This is a genomic window from Microbacterium sp. NPDC055312 (assembly GCF_053645675.1).
In genome coordinates, this window is record NZ_JBSHMU010000002.1 from 655080 (window position 1) to 669546 (window position 14467).

Annotated in this window: 16 protein-coding genes; 13 read left to right on the top strand and 3 right to left on the bottom strand. The window is 67.8% G+C overall.

From position 1 onward, the window contains the following. Positions 1 to 20: 20 nt before the first annotated feature. The gene (locus ACWIDW_RS07525; RefSeq protein ID WP_454124215.1) at positions 21 to 1022 is read left to right on the top strand and encodes an alpha/beta hydrolase; all 1002 of its coding nucleotides are present in this window, start codon (positions 21 to 23) and stop codon (positions 1020 to 1022) included. Here the strand turns inward: ACWIDW_RS07525 and ACWIDW_RS07530 are convergent. From ACWIDW_RS07530 to ACWIDW_RS07540, 3 genes are all read right to left on the bottom strand, one after another. Beyond that, positions 1015 to 1659, bottom strand: a complete 645-nt coding sequence (locus ACWIDW_RS07530; RefSeq protein WP_454124216.1) for a GntR family transcriptional regulator — start codon at positions 1657 to 1659, stop codon at positions 1015 to 1017. The two genes, ACWIDW_RS07525 and ACWIDW_RS07530, sit on opposite strands and share 8 nt — an antisense overlap. 193 nt (positions 1660 to 1852) lie before the next feature. Continuing rightward, on the bottom strand, positions 1853 to 2341 hold the full coding sequence (locus ACWIDW_RS07535) for a YajQ family cyclic di-GMP-binding protein (protein WP_454124217.1): 489 nt from the start codon (positions 2339 to 2341) through the stop codon (positions 1853 to 1855). Positions 2342 to 2386: 45 nt separating this feature from the next. Further along, positions 2387 to 3736 carry a serine/threonine-protein kinase gene (locus ACWIDW_RS07540; RefSeq protein WP_454124218.1) on the bottom strand — a complete coding sequence of 450 codons (1350 nt, stop codon included), beginning with the start codon at positions 3734 to 3736 and terminating at the stop codon, positions 2387 to 2389. Between the two features lie 202 nt (positions 3737 to 3938). Between ACWIDW_RS07540 and ACWIDW_RS07545 the strand changes: the two genes are divergently transcribed. The 12 genes from ACWIDW_RS07545 to ACWIDW_RS07600 all read left to right on the top strand — a co-directional run bounded on the left by ACWIDW_RS07545 (position 3939) and on the right by ACWIDW_RS07600 (position 14463). Continuing rightward, positions 3939 to 4094 (top strand): hypothetical protein, encoded by a 156-nt coding sequence (locus ACWIDW_RS07545; protein WP_454124219.1) that lies wholly within the window; start codon positions 3939 to 3941, stop codon positions 4092 to 4094. 102 nt (positions 4095 to 4196) lie between these two features. Next, positions 4197 to 5342 (top strand): ABC transporter, encoded by a 1146-nt coding sequence (locus ACWIDW_RS07550; protein ID WP_454124220.1) that lies wholly within the window; start codon positions 4197 to 4199, stop codon positions 5340 to 5342. Positions 5343 to 5357: 15 nt separating this feature from the next. Next, complete coding sequence (locus ACWIDW_RS07555) at positions 5358 to 5849, top strand: hypothetical protein (RefSeq protein ID WP_454124221.1); 492 nt, start codon at positions 5358 to 5360, stop codon at positions 5847 to 5849. 68 nt (positions 5850 to 5917) lie between these two features. Further along, positions 5918 to 6565 (top strand): spermidine/putrescine ABC transporter substrate-binding protein, encoded by a 648-nt coding sequence (locus ACWIDW_RS07560; protein WP_454124222.1) that lies wholly within the window; start codon positions 5918 to 5920, stop codon positions 6563 to 6565. A gap of 212 nt (positions 6566 to 6777) precedes the next feature. After that, positions 6778 to 7146: a 30S ribosomal protein S12 gene (rpsL, locus tag ACWIDW_RS07565; protein WP_018187369.1), complete on the top strand. Its 369-nt coding sequence runs from the start codon at positions 6778 to 6780 to the stop codon at positions 7144 to 7146. 5 nt (positions 7147 to 7151) lie between these two features. Next, entirely contained in the window at positions 7152 to 7622 is a 471-nt protein-coding gene (gene rpsG, locus ACWIDW_RS07570) for a 30S ribosomal protein S7 (protein WP_017201608.1), read from the top strand. 77 nt (positions 7623 to 7699) lie between these two features. After that, on the top strand, positions 7700 to 9814 hold the full coding sequence (gene fusA / locus ACWIDW_RS07575; RefSeq protein WP_454124223.1) for an elongation factor G: 2115 nt from the start codon (positions 7700 to 7702) through the stop codon (positions 9812 to 9814). A 169-nt stretch (positions 9815 to 9983) separates the two neighbouring features. Further along, a complete protein-coding gene (tuf, locus tag ACWIDW_RS07580) occupies positions 9984 to 11177 on the top strand; it encodes an elongation factor Tu (protein ID WP_454124224.1) in 1194 nt (397 codons plus the stop codon). Between the two features lie 155 nt (positions 11178 to 11332). After that, entirely contained in the window at positions 11333 to 11545 is a 213-nt protein-coding gene (locus ACWIDW_RS07585; protein WP_454124225.1) for a hypothetical protein, read from the top strand. Positions 11546 to 11851: 306 nt separating this feature from the next. Next, positions 11852 to 12481 carry an alternate-type signal peptide domain-containing protein gene (locus ACWIDW_RS07590; RefSeq protein WP_454124226.1) on the top strand — a complete coding sequence of 210 codons (630 nt, stop codon included), beginning with the start codon at positions 11852 to 11854 and terminating at the stop codon, positions 12479 to 12481. A 147-nt stretch (positions 12482 to 12628) separates the two neighbouring features. Then, positions 12629 to 13144, top strand: a complete 516-nt coding sequence (locus ACWIDW_RS07595; protein ID WP_454124227.1) for a hypothetical protein — start codon at positions 12629 to 12631, stop codon at positions 13142 to 13144. Further along, a complete protein-coding gene (locus ACWIDW_RS07600) occupies positions 13141 to 14463 on the top strand; it encodes an RICIN domain-containing protein (protein WP_454124228.1) in 1323 nt (440 codons plus the stop codon). The genes ACWIDW_RS07595 and ACWIDW_RS07600 overlap by 4 nt, the downstream gene beginning before the upstream one ends. Positions 14464 to 14467 lie beyond the last annotated feature (4 nt).

Sequence of the window (14467 nt, forward strand, 5' to 3'; positions counted from 1 at the left end):
ACGCCCGCTAGGTTGAAGGCATGGCCGAGTGGGTTCCCGATGTCCTCGGTGAGGGCTTCCAGCAGCTCACGCTGCCGCTGGGAGAAGACGTCGAGGGCGACGTCGTCGCGACCGTCGTGCGCGCGCTGCCCGACCCTGTCCCGTGGTGGCGGATGGTCGGCGATCGCCGCCCGCTCGCCGACGTCGACGTGCTCTACGTGCACGGCTGGTCGGACTACTTCTTCCAGAAGCGGCTCGCCCGATTCTGGACCGAGCGCGGCGCGCGGTTCTTCGCGCTCGACCTGCGCAAGTACGGCCGCAGCCTGCGGCCGGGGCAGACACCCGGCTACATCACCGATCTCGCCGAGTACGACGCCGACATCGCGGCGGCGCTGGAGGCCAGGGGGGATGCCACCGGCCGGCGCCTCGTGCTGCTCGGCCACTCCACCGGCGGGCTGATCCTCAGCCTGTGGGCATCGCGGCACCCGGGGGAGGTCGACGCGGTCGTGCTGAACGCCCCGTGGCTGGAGTTCCAGCTCGGAGCGGCGCGCGCGGCGATCACGCCGATGGTCGAGCTGCGGGCACGGCTGCGCCCGATGGATGCGGCCCCGCAGGTCGACCTCGGCTTCTACACGCGGGCGCAGCGTGAGGTGGCCGATCCCGACGATCCGCTCGACGTGAATCCGGAGTGGCGGCCGGAGCAGGCGATGACCGTGCACGCCGCCTGGCTGAGCGCGGTGCTCGCCGGGCACGCCGCCGTGTCACGGGGGCTCGACATCGAGGTGCCGGTCTGCGTGCTGCTGTCGGCGCGATCGGCGCTGCCCACTCGGTGGTCCGATGAGCTGACGTCGGCCGACAGCGTGCTGGTCGTCGACGACATCGCCCGCGCCGCGCTCAAGCTCGGTCGCTCGGTCACCGTCGAGCGGATCGACGGCGCGCTGCACGACGTCTTCCTGTCGCGCCGCGACGTGCGCACCGAGGCGTACGAGCGCCTCGACAGCTGGGCGCGGGGGTGGGCGCACACCCACGCCTCCGTCAGATGATCCAGTACATCCGCCGGCAGGCCTGCTCGGCGGCGTCCGCATCGCGGCGCAGGAACGCGTCCTCCAGATCGGCGCACGCGCTCTCGACGTGCGGATGCCTGTCGGCGGGCACATCGTGCGTCTTCAACGCACGCGCGAGCGCGAGGCTCACCTCGTCGATCAACGCCACCTGCAGCGCGTTGCCCGAGCGCGGGGCGAGGTATTCGATCAGAGCGCGTCGGGCGCTCGCGGTCGCGGCGGTGTCGGAGATGTCTGCGCTGACGGCGCGGATGAGCCGGCACACCGCCTCCAGCTCGGCGGCCGTGAGCCGAGGGCACGCGAGGCGGACGACGATGCTCGCCTGCAGACCCGCGAAGACGTGCATCGTCTCGACCTGATCGGGCGTGACCGACGAGACCTCGGTGTACCGGCTCGGGTACATCGTGACCATCCCGATCCGTTCCAGCCGCTGCAGCGCCTCGCGCACCGGGGTGCGCGACACGGACAGCTCGACGGCCAGCTCGCTGTCGCGGATCCGCGTTCCCGGAGCGAGCTCGCCGCTGACGATCCGCTCACCGATCAGGTGGAACAGCCCTTCGGCGAGCAGCTGCTTCTTCGCCGCGAGATCCGATCTCTGCGGTCGTTCGACGTCGACCATGTGTCTCTCCCCAATACGCCTGACGGCGTCCCCCGGGTTGCCCCATACAACCCATACACCGGCATTCTAGCCAGGGGGCGCGACACGGCACCGTCGTGACGGCAGCAGCGACATGTTCGATGCCGCCGAACGGTCGAGGGTGAGGCGGGAGAGATCCCGAAGTCCGGATGCCGCGCGCCGGCGGCGCTCGACGTCAGCGGTAGTTGATGAACTGCAGGTCGATGTCGAGGTCGCTACCCTTGAGCAGCGCGATCACGGACTGCAGGTCGTCGCGGCTCTTCGACTGCACGCGCAGCTCGTCGCCCTGGATCTGGCTCTTCACGCCCTTCGGGCCCTCGTCGCGGATGATCTTGCCGATCTTCTTCGCGTTCTCGCTCGAGATGCCGTCCTTGAGGGTCGAGGTCAGGCGGTACTCCTTGCCGCTCGCGACCGGCTCACCCGACTCGAGGCTCTTCAGCGAGATGCCGCGCTTGATCAGCTTCGACTGGAACACGTCGAGCACGGCGTTCACGCGCTCCTCGGAGTTCGCGACGATGACGATCTGCTCGCCGCTCCACGAGATCGATGCGCCGGTGCCCTTGAAGTCGTAGCGCTGCTCGATCTCCTTGCGCGCCTGGTTGAGAGCGTTGTCCGCCTCCTGGTGGTCAACCTTGGAGACGATGTCGAACGAAGAGTCAGCCATGACTACCACCATAGAGCGTCGGTCGCACAGGCTGGAGGCCCTGCATCACTTGTCCTTCTTGCCGTTCCCCTTGCCGTTGCCCTGGCCGTGAGAAGAGTCGCTCTTGCCGGAGTTCGTCTCGGGTGAGCTTCCCGCGTTGTTCCCCGGGCCGGCATTCGGGTTGCCGCTCGGGTTGTCCGCCGTCGTGCTGCCCGCGGTCTGCACCTCGGGCTGGTCGGGCTCGGCCTGCTGCACCGGTTCGACAGGTGTCTCGGCGATCGGCGTGGTGACCGGCTGGTCGGCATCCGGAGCACCGGGCGTCTCCGCGACCTGCGCGGGGGTGACCGTCGGCGTCGGTGAGCCCGCCGGCCAGGCCATCCATCCGCCCGCGAGCACGACCGCGGCGGCGGCAGCGGCGGCGAACGCGCCCATCGTCCGACGACGCACGGGTCGGCGCTCCTGCACATCGGGAGTCGTCGCCGACGCGATCTTCGGCGCCACGGGGGTCGCGATCGAGACGGCCGGCAGCGCTTTCGTCGTTCCCGTGGTGTCGTGCGGCACCCCGGTGGTGTCGTCACGGGCATCCGCCGACATCATCGACACCTCGTGCACCACCTCGGCCGCCGTCGGGCGCTGGTCGGGCTCGCTGTGGGTCATCCGGCGCAGTAGGTGCACCCACTCGGCGCCGAGCTGATCCGGGATGCTCGGTTCGCTGACCAGCCGGGCGAGCGCCGTCTGCACGTCGCGGGCGCGCGGGAAGGCGGGCTCGCCGGTGAGCGACTCGAGCAGCACCAGACCGAGGGAGTAGATGTCGGCGGCCGGTGTGATCGGATCGGCCCGCACCTGCTCGGGTGCCATGTAGGCGGCTGTGCCGATCGCGATTCCGGGTGAGGTGCGCCGAGCCTCGTCGGGGTGGAAGGCGATTCCGAAGTCGGTGAGCTTGGCGTTCCAGCCCGCGTCGCCGTCGGCACGTGCGAGCAGCACGTTCGAGGGTTTCACGTCGCGGTGCACGATGCCGCGCCGGTGCACGACTCGCAGGGCGTCGGCGAGGTCGCGACCGATCGCGGCCGCCTCGCGACGGCTGAGCGGGCCGTGCGTGAGATGGGTGGCGAGCGTCGGCCCGTCGATGAACTCCATCACCAGATAGCGCGGGTGGGGCAGATCGAGGCTGGCGTCGTAGAGGGCGACGAGCGAGGGGTGCGAGAGGGATGCCAGCAGTGCCGTCTCACTGTGCACCCGCTCCGACTCCAGCGGCATCTCGTCGTCGGCGCGCAGCAGCTTGATCGCGACCGTGCGCCGCAGCAGGGTGTCGTGTGCGCGGTAGACCATCGCGGTGCCGCCCCTGCCCACGCATCCGTCGAGTCGGTATCGCCCGTCGAGGAGGGGAGCGGTGGCCTCATCGTCGATCGTGTCCATCGGCAACTCCGCAATCCGACACGGCTCGGGCGCCGTGACCCTGCTCACGTTAGGCGTCGCGCGCGCGGTCGTCTTGCGCCTTGACGACGGTGTCCGAACGTGCAATGAGGTGGGGGAACGGCATCCCGCCTCCCTCAGCGGAGCCGCGGGCCCACGGCGGGGGATGCTCGTTTCGCGCCCGTCCTCGGCATACGGTGAGGACATGGCAGCACGGGTCGGAGGGCGCAACCGGGCGATCACCTGGATCGTCGGCTTTCTGTGCGCGGGGATCGTGGGCGCCTTGGTGTGGCTGTCGCTTCCGGCGGGGCCCGGACTGCTGTACATGGTGGGACAGCTGCTCGACGGCACAGTTCCCTGACAGCCGTGCAAGCGCGACATCGCGGAGATATCGGCACGCCTTCGCGGTGTGAAACGCGCAGGGAGTTAGCCTCGGTGTGCATCTACGACGAGAGGCGAACCCATGAGTGACCCCGAGGTTCCGAAGAACGAGCAGCACCACGACGTCGACGACGTCGTCGGCCGCGCCAACGAGGGACTCGACGCCGCTGCCGCTGCACGCGCGGATGTGCCGAGCGCGGATGCTGCGGCGACGCCCGTCGACCCCGACATGGAGGCGTTCGCCGCCGCCGAACGCGATCACCCCGGCACGTTCGGCGCCCCAGAGCCCGTCCGCTCCGGCGATGGCGTCGAGCACTCCGCCGACGTACGCACCCACGACGACGCAGACTCCCGCGACGAGACCCCTGCAGCTGCTGCCGACGCCGGCGACCGTGCCGATGCGAACCGCCTCGACTCGAGCCGCGACGACGACTACATCGCCGAGGCGCACCGCGAAGCCGATGAGCGCCGCGAAGCGGCCGCGGCCACGGCCGGGGCATCCGTCTCTCCGGCCGTGACCCACGACGCCGACGCGACCCGGGTGATCGACGCCGAGCGTGCTCACCACCACACCGTCGCTGACGACGCGTACGCGACCCCGTACCCGTCAGATGCCGAGACGCGGGTCGTCCCGGCGGAGCCGGTCGCACCTCCCGCCGCGCCGCAGCCGATCTTCGTGCAGGCACCCGAGCCGCCCCGAGAGCTCGGCAACCGCGGCACCGCGGGCGCCATCGGCCTGGTGGCCGCGGTCGCCTTCGCCGTCCTCTATCTCGCGGCGATCCTCGGATTCGGAGCCGTGCGCGGCGACGTGAGCGTCGAGAACGTCGGCACCGCCGCGCTCGAGGCGCTGACGACGTGGGCGTTCTGGGTGCCGGTGGTCGTGTTCTTCCTCTCGTTCTGGCTGCTCGGCGCCTTCATCAACCGTGCGCGCTGGGGCAAGTGGGTCATCTTCGGCGTGTTCGTGGCCATCGCGACCTACGGCGGCTACATCCTCGGGCAGCTCTTCCAGGCGCCGTTCTGGCGGGTGACCGCGACCGAGTCGCTCGAGCTGGTGAACGAGCAGCTGCTCGCGCCGCTCGCCATCGCGTCGTTCATCTTCGCCCGCGAGCTCACGATCTGGTTCGGTGCCTGGGTCGCGCGCAGCGGAGCCAAGAAGAAGGTGCTCAACGCCGAGGCGCAGGCCGAGTACGAGCGCACGCTCGAGGCGGGCCCCGCGGCGCTGCGATGAGCGTAGTCTGACGGCATGACCCTCAGAGACCCCCATGGCCCCGTGCCGGAGGGGGTCTCTGTGTTTCTCGCCGGAGTGGTGGGCACGGTCTGCTTCGGCGCCTTCGCCATTCTCGGGCTCGGGATGCTGTCGTACTTCGCCGACGTCGACATCATCTCCGTCGAGGGGCTCACCCTCTGGCCGGGGGTGGCGGGCATGGCCGTCGCGATCGCCGTGTTCGCGCTGCTGCTGGCGCCGGTGCTGCGCCGGCCGCTTCCCCCGTACGGCGCGATCGTGCTCGTGGCCCTGGCCACAGCGCTCGCACATCTGGCCGCCGTGTGGCTGTCGGCCATGGTCGGCGGTGCAGGGATCGCCCACGCATCCGCGGCCGCCTCGCAGATCGTCGTGCGCGGATCGAGTCTCGTCATCATCGTCGTCGCGCTGATCACGGGGTGGATCGCCGTGGCGCTGCGGCGCTCACGCTCGGGCACACCGCGGTGGCCGTGGGAGCGCAGCGACTCGGAGTGACGCCGTCAGACGCGCCGCCCCTCGCGGGAAAGCGCCCCTGCGCGGCATCCCGGCCCTACTCTGTATTCGTGGAGAGGTCGCTGGAATCCCTCGTCGACCAGGCCGTCGAGGCCTGGCTGCGCTGGGTGCCGCGCTGGGCGCCGGCGACGCACCGCGGCCGGGTGGCACCGTGTCGTCGCTGCCTCGGCTCTCCCGTGCTCTCGGCCGTCGGCATCGGCGGGAACGTGCCGCACGGGGTGCAACACGGCCTCTCGACACGGATCAAGGCGATCGTCGACCAGGCCGTCGCCGAGTACACGGCACGCAACCTGCCCATGCTCCAGGCCGAGCTCGACCACCAGGCGGCCAGGAACCGGTCGCGCGCCTACCGTCCAGCCGAGGGCCTCGAGCCCGAGTACGAGGGGATGCCGCTCGACCCCGACCCCGTGCCGGGGGCTCCGTTCCTCTTCACCGTCGCGGGCATGGCCGACGACGCGGCCGCCCAGCTGCCCCCGCTGCCACCGCTCTCCGACGAGGCGAAAGCTGCGCTCCGTCAGGAGGTCGCGCTCGCCGATGAGTATGCCAACCTGATCGGGCGCGAGATCTGCGGACTGCTGCTGCGGCACCGCCTCCACGTGCAGGCGGCGATATCGCAGTACGTCGAGCCGCAGATCGAGGCGATGCTCGCCGAGCTCAGCGAAGCGCTGGACTCACCCTTCGATCCCGATACGCCGTAGCACAGCATCCGATGCTCATTTGACCGCCCCGCCTGCGGCGTTTACACTTGATCGGGTGTGTGCACGACTGTGCGCGCATGCAAGGCGCCGACACCGTCGGTTCGCCTCCACGGCATACCCATCACACCAAAAGCCCGACTCCTCTGTCGAGCCGGTGGGTCATGATGTGAAACCCATCACGCTGTCACCGTGCAGCACTATGAGGAGAGAACGTGCCAACTATTCAGCAGTTGGTTCGCAAGGGACGCTCGCCCAAGGTCACGAAGACCAAGGCGCCCGCCCTGAAGGCGAACCCGCAGCAGGCAGGCGTGTGCACCCGCGTGTACACCACCACCCCGAAGAAGCCGAACTCGGCGATGCGCAAGGTCGCTCGTGTGAAGCTGCGCAACGGCACCGAGGTGACCGCCTACATCCCCGGTGAGGGCCACAACCTCCAGGAGCACTCGCTGGTGCTCGTCCGCGGTGGTCGTGTGAAGGACCTCCCCGGTGTCCGCTACAAGATCGTCCGTGGTGCGCTCGACACCCAGGCAGTCAAGAACCGTAAGCAGGCTCGTTCCCGCTACGGCGCGAAGAAGGGCTGAGTCAGATGCCTCGTAAGGGACCCGCACCCAAGCGCCCCGTCGTCAACGACCCGGTCTACGGCGCCCCGATCGTCACCTCGCTGGTGAACAAGATCCTCGTCGACGGCAAGAAGTCGCTCGCCGAGTCGATCGTCTACGGCGCCCTCCGTGGCGTCGAGGCGAAGAACGGCCAGGACGCCGTGGCCACCCTCAAGAAGGCGCTCGACAACGTGCGCCCCACCCTCGAGGTCCGCAGCCGCCGCGTCGGCGGCTCGACCTACCAGGTTCCCGTCGAGGTCAAGCCGCACCGCGCGAACACCCTCGCGCTGCGCTGGCTGGTCAGCTACGCCAAGGGTCGTCGTGAGAAGACGATGACCGAGCGTCTGCAGAACGAGATCCTCGACGCGTCGAACGGTCTGGGTGCCGCGGTCAAGCGCCGCGAAGACACCCACAAGATGGCCGAGTCGAACCGCGCCTTCGCCCACTACCGCTGGTAAGGGGCCGAGCGGATGCCGCCACCGCGGCATCCGCTCCCACTCTCTGTTCGTTCCTGAACCATCCCGGAGGAACCCCCGTGGCACAAGAAGTGCTCACCGACCTGAGCAAGGTCCGCAACATCGGCATCATGGCCCACATCGATGCCGGCAAGACCACCACCACCGAGCGCATCCTGTTCTACACGGGTGTGAACCACAAGCTCGGCGAGACCCACGACGGTGGCGCCACCACTGACTGGATGGAGCAGGAGAAGGAGCGCGGCATCACGATCACGTCTGCCGCCGTGACCTGCTTCTGGAACAACAACCAGATCAACATCATCGACACCCCCGGTCACGTCGACTTCACCGTCGAGGTCGAGCGCTCGCTGCGCGTGCTCGACGGCGCGGTCGCCGTCTTCGACGGCAAGGAGGGCGTCGAGCCCCAGTCCGAGACCGTGTGGCGTCAGGCCGACAAGTACGACGTGCCCCGCATCTGCTTCGTCAACAAGATGGACAAGCTGGGCGCCGACTTCTACTACACCGTCGACACCATCGTGAGCCGTCTCGGCGCGAAGCCGCTCGTGCTCCAGCTTCCGATCGGTGCGGAGAGCGATTTCGTCGGCGTCGTCGACCTCATCGAGATGCGCGCGCTGGTGTGGCCAGGCGACTCCAAGGGCGATGTCACCATGGGTGCTTCGTACGAGGTGCAGGAGATCCCCGCCGACCTCAAGGAGAAGGCCCAGGAGTACCGTCAGCAGCTGCTCGAGACCGTCGCCGAGACCGACGACGCGCTGCTCGAGAAGTTCTTCGGTGGCGAAGACCTCACCGTCGCGGAGATCAAGGGTGCCATCCGCAAGATGGTCGTCGCGAACGAGATCTACCCCGTGCTCTGCGGCTCGGCGTTCAAGAACCGCGGCGTGCAGCCCATGCTCGACGCCGTCATCGACTTCCTCCCCAATCCCCTCGACGTGGGCGCCATCGAGGCACACGACCCGAAGGACGAAGAGAAGGTCATCGAGCGTCACCCCGACGCCAACGACCCGTTCTCGGCGCTCGCCTTCAAGGTCGCCGTGCACCCGTTCTTCGGTCGTCTGACCTACGTGCGCGTGTACTCGGGTCACCTCGAGTCGGGCTCCGCCGTGGTCAACTCGACCAAGGGCAAGAAGGAGCGCATCGGAAAGATCTTCCAGATGCACGCCAACAAGGAGAACCCGGTCGACCAGCTCACCGCGGGCAACATCTACGCCGTCATCGGCCTGAAGGACACCACCACCGGTGACACCCTCGCCGACCCGGCAGCCCCGGTCGTGCTCGAGTCGATGACGTTCCCGGAGCCGGTGATCGAGGTCGCCATCGAGCCGAAGACGAAGGCCGACCAGGAGAAGCTGGGTCTCGCGATCCAGAAGCTCGCTGAGGAGGACCCGACCTTCCGCACCGAACTCAACCCCGAGACCGGTCAGACGACCATCAAGGGCATGGGCGAGCTGCACCTCGACATCCTCGTCGATCGCATGAAGCGCGAGTTCAAGGTCGAGGCCAACGTCGGAAAGCCGCAGGTCGCGTACCGCGAGACGATCAAGAAGGCCGTCGAGAAGCACGACTACACCCACAAGAAGCAGACGGGTGGATCGGGTCAGTTCGCGAAGATCCAGTTCAACATCGAGCCGCTCGAGCTCGACGGCGACAAGACGTACGAGTTCGTGAACTCGGTCACCGGCGGTCGCATCCCGCGCGAGTACATCGGCTCGATCGACGCCGGTTTCCAGGACGCCATGAACGTCGGCGTGCTGGCGGGCTACCCGATGGTGGGCGTCAAGGCCACCATCGTCGACGGTGCCGCTCACGACGTCGACTCCTCGGAGATGGCGTTCAAGATCGCCGGCTCGATGGGCTTCAAGGAGGCCGCACGTCGCGCCAACCCCGTGCTGCTCGAGCCGCTGATGGCCGTCGAGGTGCGTACTCCTGAGGAGTACATGGGCGACGTCATCGGCGACCTGAACTCGCGTCGCGGACAGATCCAGTCGATGGAGGATGCCCAGGGCGTCAAGGTGGTGCGCGCTTCGGTGCCGCTGTCCGAGATGTTCGGCTACATCGGCGACCTGCGCTCGAAGACCTCGGGTCGTGCCGTCTACTCGATGGAGTTCGACAGCTACGCTGAGGTTCCGCGCGCCGTTGCGGATGAGATCATCCAGAAGACCAAGGGCGAGTAAGCCCTTCTCCGGTTCCCCTGGGTCACTGAGCCTGTCGAAGTGCCCAGGGGCGCCGGTACCCCACAACTTCACATTCACTCTCTACTAAACTGAGAAACCGAAATCCGTAGGGAGCCGGTCACAATCCAGTGCCCGGCGATCTCTACACGAACGTCCTGAGGAGGACCCAGTGGCCAAGGCCAAGTTCGAGCGGACCAAGCCGCACGTCAACATCGGAACGATCGGTCACGTCGACCACGGCAAGACCACGCTGTCTGCCGCGATCTCGAAGGTGCTCGCCGACAAGTACCCGTCGGCCACGAACGTCCAGCGTGACTTCGCGACGATCGACTCGGCTCCCGAGGAGCGTCAGCGCGGTATCACCATCAACATCTCGCACATCGAGTACGAGACCCCGAAGCGCCACTACGCGCACGTCGACGCCCCCGGCCACGCCGACTACGTCAAGAACATGATCACCGGTGCTGCTCAGATGGACGGCGCGATCCTCGTGGTCGCCGCCACCGACGGCCCGATGGCTCAGACGCGTGAGCACGTGCTGCTCGCCAAGCAGGTCGGCGTGCCGTACCTGATGGTCGCGCTGAACAAGTCGGACATGGTCGACGACGAGGAGATCCTGGAGCTCGTCGAGCTCGAGGTTCGCGAGCTGCTCTCGTCGCAGGGCTTCCCCGGCGACGACGCTCCCGTGATCAAGGTCTCGGCTCTCGGCGCCCTCAACGGCGAAGAGAAGTGGGTCGACTCGATCCTCGAGCTCATGCAGGCCGCTGACGACTCCATCCCGGACCCCGAGCGTGACCGCGACAAGCCGTTCCTCATGCCGATCGAGGACGTCTTCACGATCACCGGTCGTGGAACGGTCGTCACGGGCCGCGCCGAGCGTGGCACCCTGGCCATCAACTCCGAGGTCGAGATCGTGGGTCTGCGTCCGACGCAGAAGACCACCGTCACCGGTATCGAGATGTTCCACAAGCAGCTCGACGAGGCATGGGCCGGCGAGAACTGCGGTCTGCTGCTCCGCGGCACCAAGCGTGAGGACGTCGAGCGCGGCCAGGTCGTCGTGAAGCCGGGCTCGATCACCCCGCACACGGAGTTCGAGGGCACCGCGTACATCCTGTCGAAGGACGAGGGTGGCCGCCACAACCCCTTCTACACGAACTACCGCCCGCAGTTCTACTTCCGCACCACCGACGTGACCGGCGTCATCACGCTGCCCGAGGGCACCGAGATGGTCATGCCCGGTGACACCACCGACATGAAGGTGGACCTCATCCAGCCCATCGCCATGGAAGAGGGCCTCGGCTTCGCGATCCGTGAGGGTGGCCGCACCGTCGGCGCCGGCACGGTGACCAAGGTCATCGCGTAAGCATCTGCTTCTCGAAAGAGGGGTCGGACCTTCGGGTCCGGCCCCTCTTTGCGTCTCTTGCTGCAGACTGCGCCTGTCGACACGAACCGCTCGATCGCGTAGAAAAGGGACTGAGTGCAGGATGCTGCACCGACATCACGCAGGGGAGGAGAACCGTGGGCATCGATGACCTGGTGAATCAGGGCAAGAGCGCGTTCGAGCAGAACAAGGACAGGATCGCCGAGGCGGTCCGCAGCGAGCAGGCGGAGGACATCAGCGACAAGGTGCTCGACGAGGTCGCCGACTTCGCGAAGAAGGTCGCTCCTGGAGCGGCGGATCAGATCGACGACATCCGCGACAAAGCCGACGGAGCCGTCGGCAACGAGTGACGGCTGCGGTCCAGTCCCGCACCTTCACGGGGTGCTGCCCATTCTGGGGCAGCGCCCCTTTTCAGTGCCCGCGCGCTGGTGCACCCCCTCGAAGCTCAGGATCGCCTTAGCGGAAACCGTTGTCCCCCATTCGGGGGACAAGAGAACCTCAGGGTTGGCGCGTGTCCCCCATTTGGGGGACACGCGCGTGTGACGATGGATGCAGCTTCACCGGAGTTCCTAGAGCCGCTGTCGCCCGCGTCGCCGGGGCCGGTTCCTCCGTGAAGCGCGCCATGGGGGCGCATTCACACAAGGGGAGTAATCGTCATGAACAAGACCACCAAGGGAACCATCGCCGCTGGCGCCGCTGTGCTGCTGCTGCTCGGAACCGGCGGATCGCTCGCGTACTGGAACAGCACGGCGGCACTGGGCGGTCAGACCATCTCGGCCGGCCAGCTCAACGTCGCGCAGGATGCCGTCGCTCCAACCTGGAAGATCACGCACACGACCGGCACCGCGACGACCGTCACTGACATCACAGCTGTCAAGCTCGTCCCCGGTGACACGCTCGAGTACACCGGCAAGTTCAACATCACCGCACAGGGCCAGAACCTCGCGTTCACGGTGAATCTCGCCAAGGGCTCGATCGCGCCCGCGACGGCCGGCAACGCGACCGCAAACGCGGCGCTGGTCACGCGTCTCGCCAACAGCGCCTCCTTCACGGTGAACGGCGGCGCGGTCACCAACGCCGGCTCGGTTGTCACCGTCAAGGTGCCGACGGCCGACGCCAATGGCGTCAAGACCCACTCGGTGACCGTCACGGCGAAGATCGCATGGCCCTTCGGCGACAACGCCTCGCCGGCGTCGGACAACGCCGCCCAGTTCGGCGCGGTCAGCCTGAAGGACTTCGCGCTGAACATCCAGCAGGTCGACGCGTCGGCACCGGTCACGCCGTGATCTCGCGTGGCGCTGCGGCCGGGGACTGCCGCAGCGCCACACAGACCCGATCACACACTCACACCACTGGGGAGCACAGACATGGGGCCTTTCAGTTCACGGCGACCGTTGCGCGCCTCGACGCCCAAGCCCTTGACGGGGCGAACGGTGCTCGTCTCGCTCTTCGCGAGCGCGGCGGCGGTGGCTCTCGGAGTGTCCGGCGCCGGCGTCACCTTCGCCTTCCTGAGCGACTCGGCGCCGGTCGCTCAGGCCACCGTGCAAGCGGCGACGTTCGGCATCCGGATCGGTGACGGCACGACGGCCGCCCTGCCGGAGAAAAAGCTGACACCGGCAGCACCAGCGACCTGGGCGTTCACGGTCACGAACACCGGGCAGGCACCCGTCGATCTCACCGGTCGGATCGCCGCCCCCGGCGGACCCGCCTACGCCGAATCCGCTCGGGGGGCTCTCACGGAGGTCGCGGACGCTGCCGCCTGCACCTCAGCACTCGCCGGGACCTCCGCGCTGAACGGATATACGAAGCCGGCGTTGGGCTCGCTCACGCCGGGCCAGACGAAGTCCTTCTGCCTCGTGGTGAGCCTGCCCAATCCCTCGCCAGCGGCGGGCAGCGGGTCCGCCCACAGTCTCACCCTCACCATCGACGCCGTCCAGAAGGGGGCGTGATCACCGTGTTCGCACGCCAGCGCCTCCCGATCATCGCCGGTCTCGCGACGTTCCTCGTGTTCGTCGGCAGCGGGTCTGCCTGGTCGTACTGGACGACCCAGGCCACTACCGCGGGCAGGGTTACGACCGACTCCGTCGCGGTTTCGCACGCCGGCTTCGCCGCGCCCGAAGAGACGAAGTACCTGCCGAGCAATCTGACCAGCACCCGGTCGTTCACCGTGACGAACAACAGTACGATCGACGGTACCGCCACTGTCTCGATCGCCTCCGCGCAGCAGGGCGCGAACGATCTGCCGATCTCGTTGTGGCGATACACCTCCGGCGCCTGCACGGATGCCACCGGTGTGCCGGGCTCCGGTGTGGCCACAGGCACCTGGGGAGCCACCACCATGCAGCTCGCGCTGCCCAAGGACGCCATCGCCACCCTCTGCGTGCGCACCCGGATCCCTGACTGGAAGGCGATCGCGGTGCAGTCCGGCGGACGCACCGTGAACCCCGAACTCACGGTGACCCTGAACGCGCAAGGCTGGGTGGCTACGACGCCCACCGCCAAGCACACGCAGCGCACCGCAGGCATGTACCCGCTCACCACCAACTTCTTCGACCCGGCGAAGTCTTCCTGGCACACGATCCGCAGCAGGGCGGCCAACGGAATCTGCCTGGATGCATCCGGAGCTGGGGGCGCGAACACCAACGTGATCTCCTGGACATGCCATCAGGAGTCCAATCAGCGCTGGCAGTTCATGCCGGTGAACGGCGGTGACCAGAACTTCGTCACGATCCGGCCACGACACGCGCCCAGCACGCGGCTCACGCAGACAGCCACTGGTGTGCAGCAGATCGCCGCCACCGCATCGAGCGACGCGCAGCGCTGGTACGTGCAGAACTCCGGCTCCTTCTTTCAGCTCGTCTCCGCGGCTGACGGCAGATGCCTCGGGATGAACACAACGTCGGGGAATACCGCAACGAGGGTCGTCGAGTGCGACCAGCCTGCCGCCCAGCTGACGTTCGACGTTGAGCCACTCACGATGTCTCCGGACACAGGCGCGTGGTGGAATCCGACCGTGACGCTCGGTTTCAGCTCGACGATCACGACGACCGGGATGATGCTGCAGAAGAAGAATGGCAGCGGCTGGGCTGACGTCGCAGCAGTACGCGTCGGTGCGACCTCCGTCGCTTTCGGTCGAAGCGAAATCTCCATCAGCGGCACCACCGAGTTCCGCATCGTGTTCGCAGGTTCCACTGACGTCGCATACGGGAACATCCTGCTCAGCCGCACCGGCTTGACCGGAGTTCAGGCGTCCGGAGGTATCGGTTGACATG

Bases quoted from the DNA above. Each gene is read 5' to 3' on its own strand.
- ACWIDW_RS07590 (WP_454124226.1), top strand. From the start codon at position 11,852: ATGAACAAGACCACCAAGGGAACCATCGCCGCTGGCGCCGCTGTGCTG.
- ACWIDW_RS07550 (WP_454124220.1), top strand. From the start codon at position 4,197: ATGAGTGACCCCGAGGTTCCGAAGAACGAGCAGCACCACGACGTCGAC.
- ACWIDW_RS07540 (WP_454124218.1), bottom strand. From the start codon at position 3,736: ATGGACACGATCGACGATGAGGCCACCGCTCCCCTCCTCGACGGGCGA.
- ACWIDW_RS07525 (WP_454124215.1), top strand. From the start codon at position 21: ATGGCCGAGTGGGTTCCCGATGTCCTCGGTGAGGGCTTCCAGCAGCTC.
- rpsG (WP_017201608.1), top strand. From the start codon at position 7,152: ATGCCTCGTAAGGGACCCGCACCCAAGCGCCCCGTCGTCAACGACCCG.
- ACWIDW_RS07555 (WP_454124221.1), top strand. From the start codon at position 5,358: ATGACCCTCAGAGACCCCCATGGCCCCGTGCCGGAGGGGGTCTCTGTG.
- ACWIDW_RS07545 (WP_454124219.1), top strand. From the start codon at position 3,939: ATGGCAGCACGGGTCGGAGGGCGCAACCGGGCGATCACCTGGATCGTC.
- ACWIDW_RS07530 (WP_454124216.1), bottom strand. From the start codon at position 1,659: ATGGTCGACGTCGAACGACCGCAGAGATCGGATCTCGCGGCGAAGAAG.
- ACWIDW_RS07535 (WP_454124217.1), bottom strand. From the start codon at position 2,341: ATGGCTGACTCTTCGTTCGACATCGTCTCCAAGGTTGACCACCAGGAG.